General features: G+C 59.6%; 11 protein-coding genes and 1 tRNA gene. 3 read left to right on the top strand and 9 right to left on the bottom strand.

The window, feature by feature from the left end; all coding sequences use genetic code 11:
- Nucleotides 1–388: 388 nt before the first annotated feature.
- The 3 genes from EKM85_RS04655 to EKM85_RS04645 are packed head-to-tail and all read right to left on the bottom strand — an operon-like array spanning nt 389 to nt 4,193.
- A complete protein-coding gene (locus EKM85_RS04655; RefSeq protein WP_125585108.1) occupies nt 389–1,711 on the bottom strand; it encodes a dihydrolipoyl dehydrogenase family protein in 1,323 nt (440 codons plus the stop codon).
- Nucleotides 1,712–1,725: 14 nt separating this feature from the next.
- On the bottom strand, nt 1,726–2,664 hold the full coding sequence (locus tag EKM85_RS04650) for an ABC transporter ATP-binding protein (protein ID WP_125585107.1): 939 nt from the start codon (nt 2,662–2,664) through the stop codon (nt 1,726–1,728).
- The gene (locus EKM85_RS04645) at nt 2,664–4,193 is read right to left on the bottom strand and encodes an ABC transporter permease/substrate-binding protein (protein WP_125585106.1); all 1,530 of its coding nucleotides are present in this window, start codon (nt 4,191–4,193) and stop codon (nt 2,664–2,666) included. Before EKM85_RS04645 ends, EKM85_RS04650 begins: the two co-directional genes overlap by 1 nt.
- A gap of 138 nt (nt 4,194–4,331) precedes the next feature.
- Between EKM85_RS04645 and helD the strand changes: the two genes are divergently transcribed.
- Nucleotides 4,332–6,629 carry an RNA polymerase recycling motor HelD gene (helD, locus tag EKM85_RS04640; RefSeq protein ID WP_125585105.1) on the top strand — a complete coding sequence of 766 codons (2,298 nt, stop codon included), beginning with the start codon at nt 4,332–4,334 and terminating at the stop codon, nt 6,627–6,629.
- A 98-nt stretch (nt 6,630–6,727) separates the two neighbouring features.
- On the opposite strand, the gene EKM85_RS04635 is transcribed toward helD, so the two are convergent.
- From EKM85_RS04635 to EKM85_RS04625, 3 genes are all read right to left on the bottom strand, one after another.
- Nucleotides 6,728–7,399 (bottom strand): CPBP family intramembrane glutamic endopeptidase, encoded by a 672-nt coding sequence (locus EKM85_RS04635; RefSeq protein ID WP_125585104.1) that lies wholly within the window; start codon nt 7,397–7,399, stop codon nt 6,728–6,730.
- 334 nt (nt 7,400–7,733) lie between these two features.
- Nucleotides 7,734–7,806, bottom strand: a tRNA-Thr gene (locus EKM85_RS04630).
- Nucleotides 7,807–7,889: 83 nt separating this feature from the next.
- The gene (locus tag EKM85_RS04625) at nt 7,890–8,534 is read right to left on the bottom strand and encodes an HD domain-containing protein (protein WP_125585103.1); all 645 of its coding nucleotides are present in this window, start codon (nt 8,532–8,534) and stop codon (nt 7,890–7,892) included.
- Between the two features lie 86 nt (nt 8,535–8,620).
- Between EKM85_RS04625 and EKM85_RS04620 the strand changes: the two genes are divergently transcribed.
- Nucleotides 8,621–9,043, top strand: a complete 423-nt coding sequence (locus EKM85_RS04620; RefSeq protein WP_125585102.1) for a MarR family winged helix-turn-helix transcriptional regulator — start codon at nt 8,621–8,623, stop codon at nt 9,041–9,043.
- Here the strand turns inward: EKM85_RS04620 and EKM85_RS04615 are convergent, their stop codons facing one another.
- Nucleotides 9,044–9,775 (bottom strand): nitroreductase family protein, encoded by a 732-nt coding sequence (locus tag EKM85_RS04615; protein WP_125585101.1) that lies wholly within the window; start codon nt 9,773–9,775, stop codon nt 9,044–9,046.
- A gap of 31 nt (nt 9,776–9,806) precedes the next feature.
- On the opposite strand from EKM85_RS04615, the gene EKM85_RS04610 reads away from it, so the two are divergent.
- On the top strand, nt 9,807–12,344 hold the full coding sequence (locus EKM85_RS04610) for an excinuclease ABC subunit UvrA (protein ID WP_125585100.1): 2,538 nt from the start codon (nt 9,807–9,809) through the stop codon (nt 12,342–12,344).
- A gap of 61 nt (nt 12,345–12,405) precedes the next feature.
- On the opposite strand, the gene EKM85_RS04605 is transcribed toward EKM85_RS04610, so the two are convergent.
- Nucleotides 12,406–13,245 (bottom strand): class C sortase, encoded by an 840-nt coding sequence (locus tag EKM85_RS04605; protein WP_125585099.1) that lies wholly within the window; start codon nt 13,243–13,245, stop codon nt 12,406–12,408.
- Nucleotides 13,246–13,269: 24 nt separating this feature from the next.
- On the bottom strand, nt 13,270–14,925 hold the full coding sequence (locus EKM85_RS04600) for a SpaH/EbpB family LPXTG-anchored major pilin (RefSeq protein WP_125585098.1): 1,656 nt from the start codon (nt 14,923–14,925) through the stop codon (nt 13,270–13,272).
- Between the last annotated feature and the right edge of the window lie 12 nt (nt 14,926–14,937).

The following is a 14,937-nucleotide window of genomic DNA, read 5'->3' as shown; positions in this document are numbered from 1 at the left end:
CTGCAGGCCTTCTAACTGGGCTTCGACCAGCAACGCCCGAGCATCCAGCTACGGTCTGCGCTTCACCTGCTGCGCAGGCAAAGCTCAGACCTAGGCTGGCTGTCGGGCTAAGTGCGCTGGTCTGCGCACCTTGAAAAAAAGCCCTCCCATGTCATTGACATAGGACGGCTGCGCGCGGTACCACCTAATTTCACCAGCCTGAGCTGGCACACTCGAACGGCTTAAGGCGCACCCACCGGGCGTCTTGGGTGAGCCAATTCACTGAGAAACGCGACCGGCTTTCCAGTACCGCCAGCTTCCTGAACGCCTTTTTTCAGCTACTCATCACCCGCATCGACGCGAATATAGTTTGATGATAGCACGGCCAGAAGGAAAGTTAAACCGGCACTTACAGCAGATAGCTGAGATCACTGGCTGCGCTGGGATAAGCAAACACCATGCGCAGCACCTCCGCCGTCGGGGTCTTGGTGTTGATCGCCATGGTCAGGAGATTCACCAACGATTCCGCGCCACTGGCCACGACAACGGCGCCGGCGATGCGCCCAGTGGCCTTTTCTTCAACGACCGTCACCGAGGCGAATGATTCCTGCGTCCGGTTATAGGTGTACCAGTGCGTCACCTCTGCCGCCTTCACCTGATAGCGCTCGTCATCTGCCGCAGCATCCGGGGAGACCCCGACCTGAGAGACCTCAAGCGCGCCGTATACCGTGGTCGGGATCACCGGATATTGGATCGGCTGCTGGTTGCCCAACAGGTGTTCGGCAACGTAGCGCCCTTCAAACCCGGCCACCGGCGTCAGCTTTGGCTGCTTCTTGTTCACAACGTCCCCGATGGCATAGACGTGGGGATCATTGGTTTGCATAAACTCGTTAACGGGGATGCCGCGCGTGCCCGCTTGGATGTGCCCGCGTGCAAGGGTCAGCGCCTGATCGGGCAGCCGGCCCATTGCGGCAAACACCCGCTGCACGTCCAGCGTGAAGCCCGGCGCGGTGAGGCGCACGCCGTTCGGCAGTTCCTCAGCACGGCTCAGCTCAACGTTTTCGTGGAAGTGGATGCGCTTAGCGACCATCGCCGTTTGCAGCGCACTGACCGCAGCGGTGGGAAAAGCGCGCAGTGCCCGATCGCCATGCATGATCACATGCACATCCGCGCCGGCTGAGGCCGCAATGTTCGCCAGCTCCATACTGACGTAGCCCGCCCCGATAAAAGCAATACGCTGCGGCAGCTGATCCATATCCAGAAATTCACGACTGGTCTTGATCAGATTGTGCCCCTTGATCTGCGGCACCACGGGTTGGACCCCTGTGGCGATGATGATATCCTGGCCACGGTAATATTCCGTGTTCACGATAATGGTGCGGTCATCGACAAATCGGGCGACGCCATCGACCGCTGTCATGCCCGCTTTGGTCACTCCGCCGCGCGTGCCCGCCGGGACCTTGATTGTGTATCGCCGCTTAAAGTCCATCAAGTTGGGCCAATTAATGTCAGGGATCCCGTTCAAACCGGCATTGGTCATGCGCGCCGCGTAGCTTTTCGCCTGCACGGCACTGTACAGCATCTTCTTGGGGTCACAGCCGTAATTCGGGCACGTGCCGCCCCACAAATCGCGCTCGACCACCAGGACCTTCTTGCCGGCCTGGGCCAGTGGGTAGGCCGCGGCCAAGCCGCCCGGGCCGCCGCCAATCACGATGACGTCATATTCTTGCATGTGCGCTCCCCCTGTTAGTTTGCCGCACTGGCCAAAAACGCCAGTACCTGTCTTGCATCTAGTTTAAAGTTACCCTCATGGCAAGCCACTGTCACGGATTTACCCTCTCCCAGTGGCCGCAGGACCGTTCGCAAGGTTGCCTCTTCCTGCGCGTCGACGGGCTCGTTGACACTTGGGCTGCCAAAGCGCCGCAGCTCAAGCAGTAGCGTGTCCAGCAGCACCGGAGCGGCGCTGGCAAAGAAATCCGAGACAAAATCACTGGCCGGGTTGGCCGCGATTTCCTCCGGTGTTGCCACCTGCTGGAGCTCCCCGCGCCGCATGACGGCGATGCGATCGCCAAGCTTCATTGCCTCGTTCATGTCGTGGGTGACAAAAACGATCGTCAACTTCATTTTGCGGTGCAGCCGTAGCACCATATCCTGCAGGCTGGTCCGAGAGATGGGATCGAGCGCGGAAAACGGCTCGTCCATCAGCACCATCGGCGGCCGCGACGCTAGTGCTCGGCAGATCCCCACGCGCTGCTGCTCACCGCCTGATAGCTCCGCCGGCATCCGGTCGCGGTACTGGGCCGGCGGCAGGTCGACTGCCGTCAACATCTCGTCGACGGCTTGGCAGATCTTTCCTTTCTCCCAGTGCTTCATTTGCGGGATCAGGGCAATGTTCTGCGCCACGGTCATGTTGGGAAACAGGGCGATCTGCTGCAGGACATACCCGATGTGCCAGCGCAGATCTCGCAGGTCGGTGTCGATCAGCCGCTTACCGTTGAAGTAAATGTTGCCGTCAGTCGGCTCGATCAGCCGGTTGATCATTTTCAGTGTGGTCGTCTTGCCCGAGCCAGACGCGCCGACGAGCACGAAGAGCTCACCTTCGCCGATCTCCAAATTGAGATCCTTGACGGCGGTGGTTTCGGCGAACTGCTTGACGACGTGTTCAAACCGCAATACTTTCGCCATCAGCGTTCCTCCTTTAACAGCCCGTGCTGAGTCAAGTAAGCCTGGGCAACGGCCGCCGCGGTCTTGCCGCCCACGTTGACCTCATAGTTCATTTCCTGCATATCCTCCGCCGAGATTTTCCCGCCCAGTCGATTCAGTGCTGCCACCAGTTTGGGGTGCGCCTTGGCAAACTTGGTGCGCCACAGCGGCGCGCCTTGGTACACGGGAAACAGCTTACGGTCATCCTTTAGGGCCAGGAGGTGGTACTGGCGAATCTGCGAATCCGTCGCGTAGCCATCCGTCACCTGCACCTGCCCGCGGTTAAGCGCCTGGTAGCGCATGGAGGCATCCAAGGTCGCAACCGCAAAATTCAGCCCGTACTTGTGCTGGAGCCCCTTGTACCCGTCCTCGCGCGCGTTGAACTCAACGTCAAACCCAGCCTTGAGTGGGGCCACTTTAGTGAGATCCGAGATCTTGGCGACCCCGTTTTGCTCGGCCCAGTCCTTCTTGACCACCACGGCGTATGTGTTGTTGTACGCCATCGGCCGGCCAAGGGTCAGCCCCTGGTGGTGAAGCAGCGTCTGCGCCACGGGATACGGGTCCGCACCCTGACTGATCGCCGCCTGCTGCTTGGCCGTGGGCTTCAGCAGGCTGGACACCACCGTCCCGGTGAATTCCGGATACAGGTCGATCTTGCTGCTTTTGAGGGCACTGTAGAGGAAGCTCGTCTGCCCAAAGTTTGGCTTCACGACCACTTGGACGTTCGGGTCCGCTTGTTCGATCAGCTGCTTGTACATGTTGATGAGGATTTCCGGCTCTGATCCCAGCTTGCCGGCCACCGTGATTGTTTCCTTTGCTGGGGTCAATGCTTGGTAGGCACCGTAGCCGCCAAACCCGATCACCAGGGCGCCCACCACGGCCACTGAGACCTGCCAGCGCCACTTGGCAAACATCGCAATAAACCACGAGAAAATGATCGCCAACAGTGCCGCCGCCAGGGCGCCAAGCAGCGTCAGCATCGGATCGTTGAGATTGATCCCGCGCATAATAATGTCACCAAGCCCACCGCCGCCGACCAGCGCCGCCAGCGTGGCCGTGCCAATGATCAAAACGGCCGCCGTGCGCACCCCGCCCAGGATCACGGGCATGGCCAACGGCAGCTCGACTTTGACCAGCCGCAAGGGCTTGCTCATACCGAACGCCTCCTCGGCCTCCTTGTATGCGGGGTCGATTTCGTGCAGCCCGGTGTACGTGTTTTGAAAAATCGGCAGCAGGGCATACACGACCAAAGCGATGATCGAGGGCGCGGTGCCGATCCCGACGATGGGGATCAACAGACCGAGCAACGCCAGACTGGGGATCGTCTGCATGATCCCGGTCACCTGGAGCAACACGCCAGCAAAGCGCTCGTGGTTCTGCGCCCAGATGCCCAGTGGCACCGCAATGAGCAGCGCCAGCACCAGCGCAAGCAAAGACAGCTGAAGGTGCTCGACCAGCTTGGTCAGCAGCGTCGCCCGCTGGTTTAAAAACGTGTCCCAGAATGCCTGCATATTATCCTCCGTATCTGTTTCCTTGTATTATAAAGATACCACTTTACCACCTTTAGTAAGCAAGCCTGCCGCGGTCCGCTTTACAACCCCCCAGAAAAAGCCTACACTGATTGCACTAATTTTAAGGAAGGTGCGGCCATGTTGAACGAGACGCAAGTAGAAGAACAGGCACGAGTCGACTTCGTGCGCGCCAAGCTCAAGGAGCGGCTCGCGACGGTGCAGCAGCAGCTCGCCCGGGCCCACAAAGAGACGACGCGCATCGAGCGGGCCTACGGTGATGCCACCCGCGTTAACATCACCGAAGTCGATGACCGGATGGAAACCAACGCCGCGGTCCAGCAGCAGAAGACGATGGTTGCGCGCGCCGTGGAAAACGAGCAGATCCTGGAAAAAGAAGCGCGCCGTCTTCACCTGCTTCAGGACAATCCGTACTTTGGCCGCATCGACATCATTCAAGACGGTGAGCCCGACACGCTGTACATCGGCCTAGGCACCTTCATCGATCAGCAAGACGAATTTCTGGTCTACGACTGGCGCGCGCCGATCGCGGCCATCTACTACAACGGGACCCTCGGCCCGGTCACCTACGCGACGCCGTTTGGCCCGGAAACCGTGGAACTGGTCAACAAGCGCCAGTTCACCATCGTCGCCGGCCACATCACCAACATGTTCGACACCGATGAAACCGTCGGCGATGAGATCCTGCAGTCCGTGCTGGGCGCCCAAAGCGACGTCTACATGAAAAACATCGTCGCCACCATTCAGCAGGAGCAAAACGACATCATCCGCGACACCACCCACGACCTGCTGGTGGTGCAAGGGGTCGCTGGCTCCGGGAAAACTTCAGCGGTGCTTCAGCGCGTCGCGTACCTGCTCTACCACAGCCAGAAGGGCCTAGCCGCCGACCAGATGGTCATGTTCTCGCCAAATCAGCTGTTTGCCAACTACATCTCTGAGGTCCTGCCGTCTTTGGGGGAGAAGAACATGCGCCAGGCCACCCTGGCCGAGTTTTTGGGCAAGCGCTTCTCCGGGCTGCACGTCGAGACCCTATTTGAACGCTACGAGCGCGATCACGCCAGCCTCCCTGAAGCCGCCAAGAAGATCCGCCGCTTCAAGGAACGCGCCGCCTACCTGGCAGAACTCAAGGCTTACGCCAACACCCCGGGGCGCGTGCCATACTTTGTGGATATCACCCTGAACGGTGAGGTCTTTTTCTCCGCCAAGACCATCACCAAGATCTTCACCAGCCAGCCCCCGCGGGCGACCGCGGCCAACAAGTTCCTGGACACCAAAAACGCCCTGATTCGGCGCTTAAAAACGCGCATCAAGATGGCCATTTACGACGACTGGGTGCAAGACCAACTAGGGAGCCTTTCGTCGGCCGCGGCGCGTGACATTCTGGGCGAGCGGCGGTTCGAAAACGGGGAGGAAGAACAGCGCTACATCGCGACCCAACTGGTCAAAGACGCCTTCGCTCCGGTGTACGACGCCATCTACAACGACTACTTCCTCGACCCGTACCAGGAGTACGCGCAGTTCCTCAAGCAGTGTCAGCCGCCGGTCGCGCAAAAGGTGTGGACCGAAATGATCCGCGCCTACCAACGCGACTTAGAGGCCCACGTCCTGCGGCTCGCCGACGCCGCGCCAGTACTTTACCTGCGCGATCTGATCGCCGGCTCCGGCCAAAACCACGCCATTCAGTACGTCTTCGTCGACGAAATGCAGGATTACTCCATGGCGCAGCTGCGCTACCTTCATTTTGCCTTTCCAAAGGCCAAGCTCACACTGCTGGGCGACGCGCGCCAGGACGTCTTTACCGCCGACTACCAGCCCAGTGACTTCATCAACGAGATCGCGGCCGTGTTTGGCACCAGTTCCGTGCGCTTGATCCAGCTGAACCGCAGTTACCGCTCGACTTTGCCGATCACCAACTTTGCCAAGGCCCTGCTGCCGCAGAGCGACCACATCCAGGCGTTCACCCGCGACGGCGTCAAGCCGCAACTGATCACGGTCCCGAAGACCGGCTACCGCACCGGCCTGATCCACACGCTGAACCAGCTGCTGGAAACCAACACCACCGTGGCGGTACTGACGCGCGATGCGGCGCAGGCAGCGCAACTGTTTGCCACGCTGCAACTCGACGTCCCCGTGTCGTTGCTGACGGCCAACGACCACCAGCTGCACGCCGGGTGCGTGATTTTGCCGATTTACCTGGCCAAGGGGCTGGAGTTCGATGCCGTCGTCGGCTTTGACGTCTCAGCCGCGGCCTACCCAAGCCAAGCCGATGCCGACATCCTTTACACGCTGGCGTCGCGCGCACTTCACACGCTGATCCTGATCGCCCTGGACCGGCCGAGCCCGCTGATCTTGGCCCTGCCCCCAGCGCTTTACACCACCGCCCAACCGGATCCGGCCATCTCCAGAAGCTCCCACTAAAGCAAAAGCTGGCGCGCACAGGCGGCAGCTTTTTTGTCGCGCTTGATTTTTGCCAGGGCGACTTAAATAAAAAACGCCTAATCACTCAGGCGTCAGGGTCACAGCATCAAGGCTACGGTGTTGTTCACAAAGTGCAGGAACATCGAGTAGCGAATATCCCCGGTGTAGGCGTAGGTCAGGGCAAACACCCCGCCTAACGCCGAGTAGATCGCCCAGTTGAGCGGATCGGCGACCCCGGTGTGCGCCAGGCCAAACACCATCGAAGACAGGATCCCCGCGAAAATTCGCCAGCCGAGTCGGTCCTGGTGAGGCAGGCTGTGCATCAGCAGGCCCCGAAACAGCAGCTCCTCCACCGCCGGCCCCCCGACACAGGCGATCAGCGCCATGGCCAGCGGTGCTTGCTGCATCAGGGTGAGCAGGTTGCTCTGATTTTGCGGCTGCGCAGCCGCCCCGCTCATCTGGATCAGCCCGCCGGCGATTTGGACGGCGTACATCAGGACGACCATCAACGCCGTAAACCCGGCCATCTTTCCGTCCAACAGGCGGCGGTGCCAGTGGTCCGCCTTCTCCTTGCTGAGGAACCACTGATAGGTGCGCCACAGCACGATCAACAGCACGCCGAAGACCACAATGAACAGCCCGGCCACGAAGACGCTGCCGGCCCGCCCGTTTGAGCGGATCGTCGGCAGCAGGACCATGAGTTCGGCGTAGGTGTAGCCAATAAACAGAAGCAACACGATGCCCAGGCGCTTCAGTGTGGTTTTGATCATAAGGGGCCTCCTTCAGCGCTCAATCTGGCGCGTGAATAATGGTGCTCTTATCGTAGCACACTTTTCGAGGCGATTCGTAGCGGGTGCAGAGCGCCAGGCTTAAACGGCCGGCGGGGCGGCAATGCCCAGAGCCAGGCTAATCGTCGGGCTAAGTACGCCAAGCCTCTGCACCTTCTAATCGGGCGCCGACTTAGCAACGGGGGAGCATTTAGCTACGTCACCCACTTCACCTGCTCCGCAGGCAAAGCGGGCGACTAGGCTAAATGTCCCCCTAAGCCCGCTAAGTCTCTGCACCTTCGACAAAAAAAGCCCGACATCTCTGTCGGACCATCGCAGCCGTTTACCGGATTTGAACCGGTGACCTCATCCTTACCATGGATGCGCTCTACCTGCTGAGCTAAAACGGCATAGGCTGTTTGCTAAAAACAACTGCCTAATCAATATACTATATCTCTTAAAACCCTGCAACCCTACGCGCGCAAAAAGTGGCTCATTTTTCGCCGCGCCATTCGGCCGCAAATTCGGCCAGGTAGTCAGTCATGACCTGGTGCCGGTTTGTCGCCATGCGCTTGGCTGCCGGGGTGTTCATCTGGGCCGCCAGCTTCAGCAGCTTTTCGTGAAAATGATTGATGATGGTGCTGTCTGCACCCCGGTACGCCGCGGCATCGAGGTGCTCCCTGGGCGTTAAGGCAGGGTCGTATAACTTGCTGCCGTGGGCGCCGCCGTACATCATGGCGCGGGCGATGCCGATCGCACCGATGGCGTCCAGCCGGTCGGCGTCTTGCACCAGCTGGCCTTCAAGGCTGAGTGCCTGCTTGCCTGCCAGGCTGGCCTTAAAGCTCATGTGGTCAATGATCGCAAGGATGGCCTGCCGCTGACGCGCGGTCAAGCCGGCCGCGGTCATCGCCGCTACCGTCCTCGCCTTGGCCGCCGCCACGTCCGGCACCAGCTTGTCGTCGTAAGTGTCGTGCAGCGCCGCCGCGGCCACGGCCACGATCGGGTCGGCCGCAGGCGTTTGCGCCAGCAGTGTCTTGGTCGTCGCCACGACCCGCCGAATATGATCCAGCGAATGGCCGCTGGCATCATGGCCCAGCACCCCCGCGGCGTAGTTCAATAACTGTTCTTCTTGCGTCATGCTGCTCCTTTTCCTTTGCGTTTCGCGGGTCCATCTCGGTATGCTTAAGTTAGTGACCGGAAGCCGCCGCGAAAGGACGTGGTCGTGTGAAATTACGCCATCTACAAATCAACCAAACGCTGAATCAGTTTACCCGCCTCACTCCCAGCGATGGGGCTGAGGGCCGACCGGTAGCCCAGCAGAACCTGCTATTTTGGGTCGCCGCTGAGCCCACGCCCCCAACACCCACGGAGCTGGCGGAAGCGATGGGCCTGTCTAAGGCTGCCATCACCAAAATGATGGGGCCACTGCTCGATGATGCCCTGCTGGAGAAGACGCCAGATCAAACGGACAACCGCAGCTTCACCCTAAGCCTGACCGAGGCCGGCAAGCAGGCGGTCCGCGATATGAGCGACGACTACTTCAAACCAATGAACGCCCTCAGGGAGGGCCTGGGCAAAAAGAAGTTCACCAAGTTGATCAAATTACTTGACCAGGCCAACGAGGTGCTCGTGAGCCAACCCGAATGATTACTGTGGTAGGTTAAAACCCTGGTCGCGTAAAATCTGACCGATCTCCGGACGATGATGGGGGTCGGTTTTTGTGTACGCCCGCAAGCTGCTGGTGAAGGTCTCCTCTCGCGCGTTCCACTGGCGGTGCCGGTAATAATCTTCAAGGGTGTTATCATAATCATGTAAGTCGGCCATGGTCGGGTAAGTGTCTTCGCCGACCACCGCTGCGTGCGGCAGGCGGGGCTTGTGCTCCGGCTGCTCCGCCGGCACTCCCACCACCAGGCCCAGCACTGGGAACGTGTGTCGGGGCAAACCCAGCAGCGCGATCATCCGGCGCGGGTCGTTCAGCACACTGCCGAGAAAGCACGCGCCTAGGCCGCTGCGCTCTGCGGCGGCAACTAAGTTCTGCGCGGCTAGCTCACAGTCGGCCACCCCACCGAGAAAACCGGCCCAGCCGGTGAAGCGGGCCGCCGCTTGGCCGGTCAGCTTGGCCGCCTCAAGGTTGCGCTGCTGATCGAGCACGAACACGTACAGCATTCCCGGCCCCGCCACAAAGGCGCAGTTAGTGAGTGCCGCGATGTGCTGCCGCTTGGCCTGGTCGGCCACCTTGATCAAGGTAAACTGCTGCAGGAAGTTGCTAGAGGCAGTCGCCTGGGCAACGTCCTCCAAGGCGCGCTGATCGGCCGGCTGCGGCGCGGCGCTGAACTTACGGATGGTGCGGTGATTCAAAGCACTGGTATCGATCATCATGTACTCACTCTTTTCCAAAGAAGGTTTTCTAATGTCTAAGTCTACCACGATTCCAGACGCGATCGAGGTGCGGGGTGCGGCTGTCCACAACCTGCAACACCTAAACGTCGATATTCCGCTTCATCAGCTGGTCGCGATCACCGGGCGCTCCGGTTCGGGTAAGTCCTCCCTGGCGATGGGCGTGCTTTACGCCGAAGGAATGCGCCGCTATGTCTCCGCACTGTCGACGTACACCCGGCGCCGCCTTGGCCAGGTGGGCCACGCACAGGTCGCTTCGATCGCGCACATCCCCAGCGCCATTGCGCTGCGCCAGCGGCCCATCGTGCCCGGCATCCGCTCCACGGTCGGCACGACCACCGAGGCCCTGAACGTCCTGCGGCTGGCGTTCTCACGCCTGGGCTCGCCGCGCTGTCCCAACGGTCATCAGGTGCCGCCCACGCTGAACATTGCCCGGGCCATGGACTTGCCTAACCAGCCAGATTCGGGGATGGGGGAGATCACCTGCCCGACCTGCAACGTCAAGTTCAAGGCGTTTGGCGCCGAGGATTTCGCTTTCAACTCCGCCGGTGCCTGCCCGACCTGCGGCGGCACCGGGGTCGCCCGGACGCTTGCCCCCGAGCGGCTGATCCCCGACCCAACGCTGACCCTCCGTCAAGGGGCTGTGGCCTCGTGGCGGCTGCCGGGACGCAATTTTATGATCTTCGTTGCCCAGCAGATCGGCCTCGACATCGACACCCCATTCAAGGACCTGCCCCAAGCGCAGCAGGAGATGGTGTGGCACGGCAAGAAGCAGGCCTACGCCATCAATATTCCCTCCAAAACCGGGAAAATTTTCCACATGGACCATGCCATGTACGAGAACGCCTTTAACGCGGTCGAAGATTCCATGGCGACCACGACCAACGAGCGTGCCATCACGCGGCTGAATCGCTTCTACCGCTTCGACGTGTGCCCGACCTGCCACGGCTCGCGCTTTCGGCCGGCACTGCTAGGCCAGCTCATCAATGGTAAAAACATCGCCGAAGTCTCGGCCATGACGCTGAGCGAGCTCACAGCTTTCATCCCTACTATCTATGACTGGCTGCCGGCGGCCATGCAGCCGCTAGCACACGACATTCTGCGGGAGCTGACCACGGTGCTCAAGCCGCTGATCGACCTCGGCCTTTCGTACTTGCAGCTCAGCCGCGCCGGCGCAAGCCTGTCCACTGGTGAGCTGCAGCGCATTCAGCTGGCGCGCACGCTGCGCACGGAAACCACCGGCGTCCTGTACGTGCTGGACGAACCGTCGATTGGGCTGCACCCGGCCAATGTCGCCGGCCTGATCGCCGTGATGCGCAGTCTGGTTGCTCAAGGCAATTCGGTCGTGGGTGTGGACCACGACACGGCCATCATCGAAGCCGCCGACCAGGTGCTGGAAATCGGCCCCGGTGCCGGGGCAGCTGGCGGCCGCCTGCTCAACCAAGGCACTCCGGCCGCCGTCGCTCGAAAGCCAAGCTCCCTGATCGGACCATACCTGACGGGCGCTGCCGACTTGATCGTCCGGCCGACCGCGACCCAGGCCCACGCCGCTGCTAAGAAATGGTACGGGCTGACCGTCACCAACCGCTTCAATCTGCACAATTTGACCGTTCAGTTTCCAGTCAACCAGCTGAGCGTGGTTTCCGGCTTTTCGGGCGCTGGCAAATCCACGCTGGTGTTCGATGCGTTGGTGCCGGCACTGACGGCCACCAAGCCGAACCCCGCGCCCGCTTTTGTTAAAGACCTGCACCGCGGCGGCCTGCGCAAGGTCGTCGCCATCGATGCGAGCCCAGTGGGCAAAAACGTCCGCTCGACGGTCGCCACTTACACCAACATCCTCGACCGGCTGCGCGACTTGTTTGCTGGACTGCCCGCAAGCCGGCAGCGCGGCTATACCGCCAGCAACTTCTCCTACAATGTCACTGCCGGGGCCTGCCCGACTTGCGGCGGCACCGGCCAGATCAGCCTGGACATCCAGTACCTGCCGGATATGCAGCAGGTCTGCCCGACGTGCAACGGACGACGTTACAACCCCGCCGTGCTTGACGTGAAATGGCAGGGCCGCTCGATCGCGGACCTGCTGGACCTTTCGGTGGACGAGGCGCTGCCGGTGTTCAAAGCCGAGCCGGCCATCGCCGCCACCCTGCAGACGCTGCACGACATGGGCCTGGGCTACCTGCACCTCGGCGAAAGCACCCCGGCGCTGTCCGGCGGCGAGGCTCAGCGCCTCAAGCTGACCGCGCACATGGGCCGAACGCAGCGCGGCACCCTGTTCGTCTTCGATGAGCCGTCCGTGGGCCTGCATCCCCTTGATGTCGCCACCCTGCTTCAGGTCTTCCAGCGCCTCATCGACGCCGGCGGCACGGTCTTGACCATTGAGCATGACCTTGACGTCCTGGCCAATGCCGATTACCTGCTGGACCTAGGACCTGAAGGCGGGCGGTTCGGCGGGCAAATCGTCGCCAGCGGGACCCCGCAAGAAGTCGCACAAAGCACAGCTGGCCACACCGGGGCGTACCTAAAGGCGCACCTGGCCAAATTTAGCCACTAACGCACAGAAAAACGCACCGGCTCGCTTGACTGACAAGCTTGTCGGTGCGTTTTAAGTTTGGCTACGGCACCCGCCGATGCTTCTTGACGGCGCGCACAATGAGCGTGATCACCAGGGCGACTGCCGCCACCGCAGCGGCGATGATCCCAATGTTCTGCCACCAAGCGCGGCGGTTGCCGCGGTCGGCCTCCTTGGCGGTCGCCTCAGAATACGGCACCCGGTGACCTGTGACCAGCAGGCGGTGAGAATTGATCCCCACCGGGGTGCAGGTCATCAGCGTTGCCAGGTCCCGCCCCGCCTCGATCTTGAGGCTGGACGTGTCATCGGGCTCGATCACCTTGATCTGGTGGACCTTGTAAGCCAGGTGCTTGTCGTTCACCGTGATGATGAACTGCTGCCCCTTTTTCAGGTCCTCCAGGTCATCGAACAGCGTCTTGCTCGGGACCCCACTGTGCGCCGAGATCACCGTGTGGGTGCTCTTGCCCCCGGTCGGGTAGCTGGTCCCCGGCAGCACCACAGCGCCAGAGGCCAGCAGAGTGTCACTGACGGTGTCGTACAGTGGCACGTTGACCTTCAACTTGGGAATCGTGACGGCGCCAATCAGGTGCTTCTTCAGGGCACTGACGTCCTGGATCCCTTTACCCGGCTGCCGGAAGACATCGGCGTTCGGCCGCATCCCGGTTTCTGCCAGGCGCTTGTTGAATTCCTTTTGCGCCTTCTCGCGGGCCGCGGCGTTCTTCTTCGCGGTTTCGGAGTCCCGCTTGAGGCGGTACTCCACCACCACGAAGTTGACGGCACGGGCCACGAACGGATAAGCGAAGACGGCCAAGCCGATGAAAAAGACGATGATCACGAGCAGGTCCGTGAAGAGGGTCGCTTTTTTACGTTTCTTTTTGGCCATCCAGACTCATCTCCGTTTCGTTGATTACGCGCGGCGCTTCTTGATCATCACCGCCGTGCCCATCGCTGCCGTCCCCACGATCAGGAAGGCCACGATGCCCATGGAACCAGTGATTGGCAGAACGCCGTCGATCGGGGTGTTTTCAACTTCGGCATACAGATTATTATCGGTGTTCAGTTCAAGCTTGCCATCTGCCCCTTGGGTGATTGAGAAATCCAGCGGGGTATCAGACTTAGCGTAGCCGTCTGGCGCCTTGATTTCGTGCAACTGATAGGCACCGGTTTCCAGCCCGCTGAATTGCAGGTTACCCTCGTTACCTACTGAACTACCCGTTTCAAAGGTGGTCCCTGTCTCATTCCAGACAATGTCATCCGTTGCGTACACCCCATCGACATTCTTGAGGGTTGCCTTACCATCAAACTCGGCATACTCAGTGATATCACCGCGTTGGCGTGAAACCTTAAAGGTTGCACCGGCCAGCTTAATATCGTCGTCATTGGAGTCTACCTTAGTGAACCTGTAGCCCCCGGTTTCAACTTCCTTAGCCTTGGCCACAATTGATTCATCACCAAGCGTTACCCCGAATTCATTACCGATATCTTGAGTCGGTACCGCATATTCGTTAATCACAACAGTATAGGTAAACTTCACCTGCGTGCCGGCAATCGCATTCAGCAGTTCAGTCAGCTTATCCTGATTAGCCGTTGCAAAGTCAATATTGTATGTAAACCCAGCCTTGCTATTTGCGTCACCTGATATGATTGTTCGTTGTGCTAAATCAGTGAAGAGCTGCGTCACGTCCTCCCCATCGGCTTCGATTTTATCAATTCCTTTAAGGGTCGTTCCCACTTCGGTCATTTGGTCCTTGATGTTAAGCTTATTGTAGAGGTATTCCCCGTTGGCTTTCTTATCTTTAATGTTACCCGGAATATTCACCCGAGCATCGTATGAAATTTCTTCACCAACTTCGAAGTTATAGACCTTTTCATCTGAAGAATTTTCATCCTTGGTGTTTGTGATTTGCTTTTCGATGGCACTATTTTTGGCATACAGGTGAATATCCTCGAAGTACTTACCATCATCGTCCGTGATAGGCATCCCAAAAACTAGCGGCAAGCTCATGAACATGTTGCTGTTACCTAGCGTTTCGCTCCGAACTTCTTCAGCCAGGTAGATTTGATACTTATCACCCGTCTTGGTGACCACGTTATTAAACTTGGCAACACCATCATTGCCTGTGATTACACTGTCGCCCTTTACAGCACCGGCGCCAATCCAGGTGCCCTTGTTTTGCGACCATTCATGACTAATTTGCGTTGTTGCTTTCTTAATCGCCTCTGTCAAAGTCAGTGATTCGTCTTTTTCCATCATGTCCGGTACCATGGAATCAACTAACCCACGAATGTTATAAAGATCAAACTGAACACCCGGAACAGGCTTTGACCCTTCAAAAGTCATCTGCGCCCCAGTGTTTTGCTGAGGGGTTGAATCAGCATCAAGGAAGCTGAGCTTATGTACGTTGACGGTGACCGTTTCCGGTAGCTTATTGTCTGTCTTAGCCTTCGCCGCCGTGGTCACATTCGGGGAAGTTGCGGCAACCGTGGTCATTGTGGTGAGGGCCATCGAGCAAACCATCAGGCCTGCCATCGTGAAGCGAGTCAGTTTAGTTGCTTTTGTCATTGTTGTGTTCTC

It is taken from the genome of Lacticaseibacillus jixianensis (assembly GCF_003946485.1).
GTDB lineage: Bacteria > Bacillota > Bacilli > Lactobacillales > Lactobacillaceae > Lacticaseibacillus > Lacticaseibacillus jixianensis.
The sequence above is the reverse complement of the archived record's forward strand: the minus strand, read 5'-3'. Positions and strand labels throughout refer to the sequence as shown.

What these genes read in the sequence shown, in the direction of transcription:
- EKM85_RS04645 (WP_125585106.1), bottom strand. Translation starts at nt 4,193, where the DNA reads ATGCAGGCATTCTGGGACACGTTTTTAAACCAGCGGGCGACGCTGCTG.
- EKM85_RS04605 (WP_125585099.1), bottom strand. Translation starts at nt 13,245, where the DNA reads ATGGCCAAAAAGAAACGTAAAAAAGCGACCCTCTTCACGGACCTGCTC.
- helD (WP_125585105.1), top strand. Translation starts at nt 4,332, where the DNA reads ATGTTGAACGAGACGCAAGTAGAAGAACAGGCACGAGTCGACTTCGTG.
- EKM85_RS04600 (WP_125585098.1), bottom strand. Translation starts at nt 14,925, where the DNA reads ATGACAAAAGCAACTAAACTGACTCGCTTCACGATGGCAGGCCTGATG.
- EKM85_RS04610 (WP_125585100.1), top strand. Translation starts at nt 9,807, where the DNA reads ATGTCTAAGTCTACCACGATTCCAGACGCGATCGAGGTGCGGGGTGCG.
- EKM85_RS04615 (WP_125585101.1), bottom strand. Translation starts at nt 9,775, where the DNA reads ATGATGATCGATACCAGTGCTTTGAATCACCGCACCATCCGTAAGTTC.
- EKM85_RS04625 (WP_125585103.1), bottom strand. Translation starts at nt 8,534, where the DNA reads ATGACGCAAGAAGAACAGTTATTGAACTACGCCGCGGGGGTGCTGGGC.
- EKM85_RS04655 (WP_125585108.1), bottom strand. Translation starts at nt 1,711, where the DNA reads ATGCAAGAATATGACGTCATCGTGATTGGCGGCGGCCCGGGCGGCTTG.
- EKM85_RS04650 (WP_125585107.1), bottom strand. Translation starts at nt 2,664, where the DNA reads ATGGCGAAAGTATTGCGGTTTGAACACGTCGTCAAGCAGTTCGCCGAA.
- EKM85_RS04635 (WP_125585104.1), bottom strand. Translation starts at nt 7,399, where the DNA reads ATGATCAAAACCACACTGAAGCGCCTGGGCATCGTGTTGCTTCTGTTT.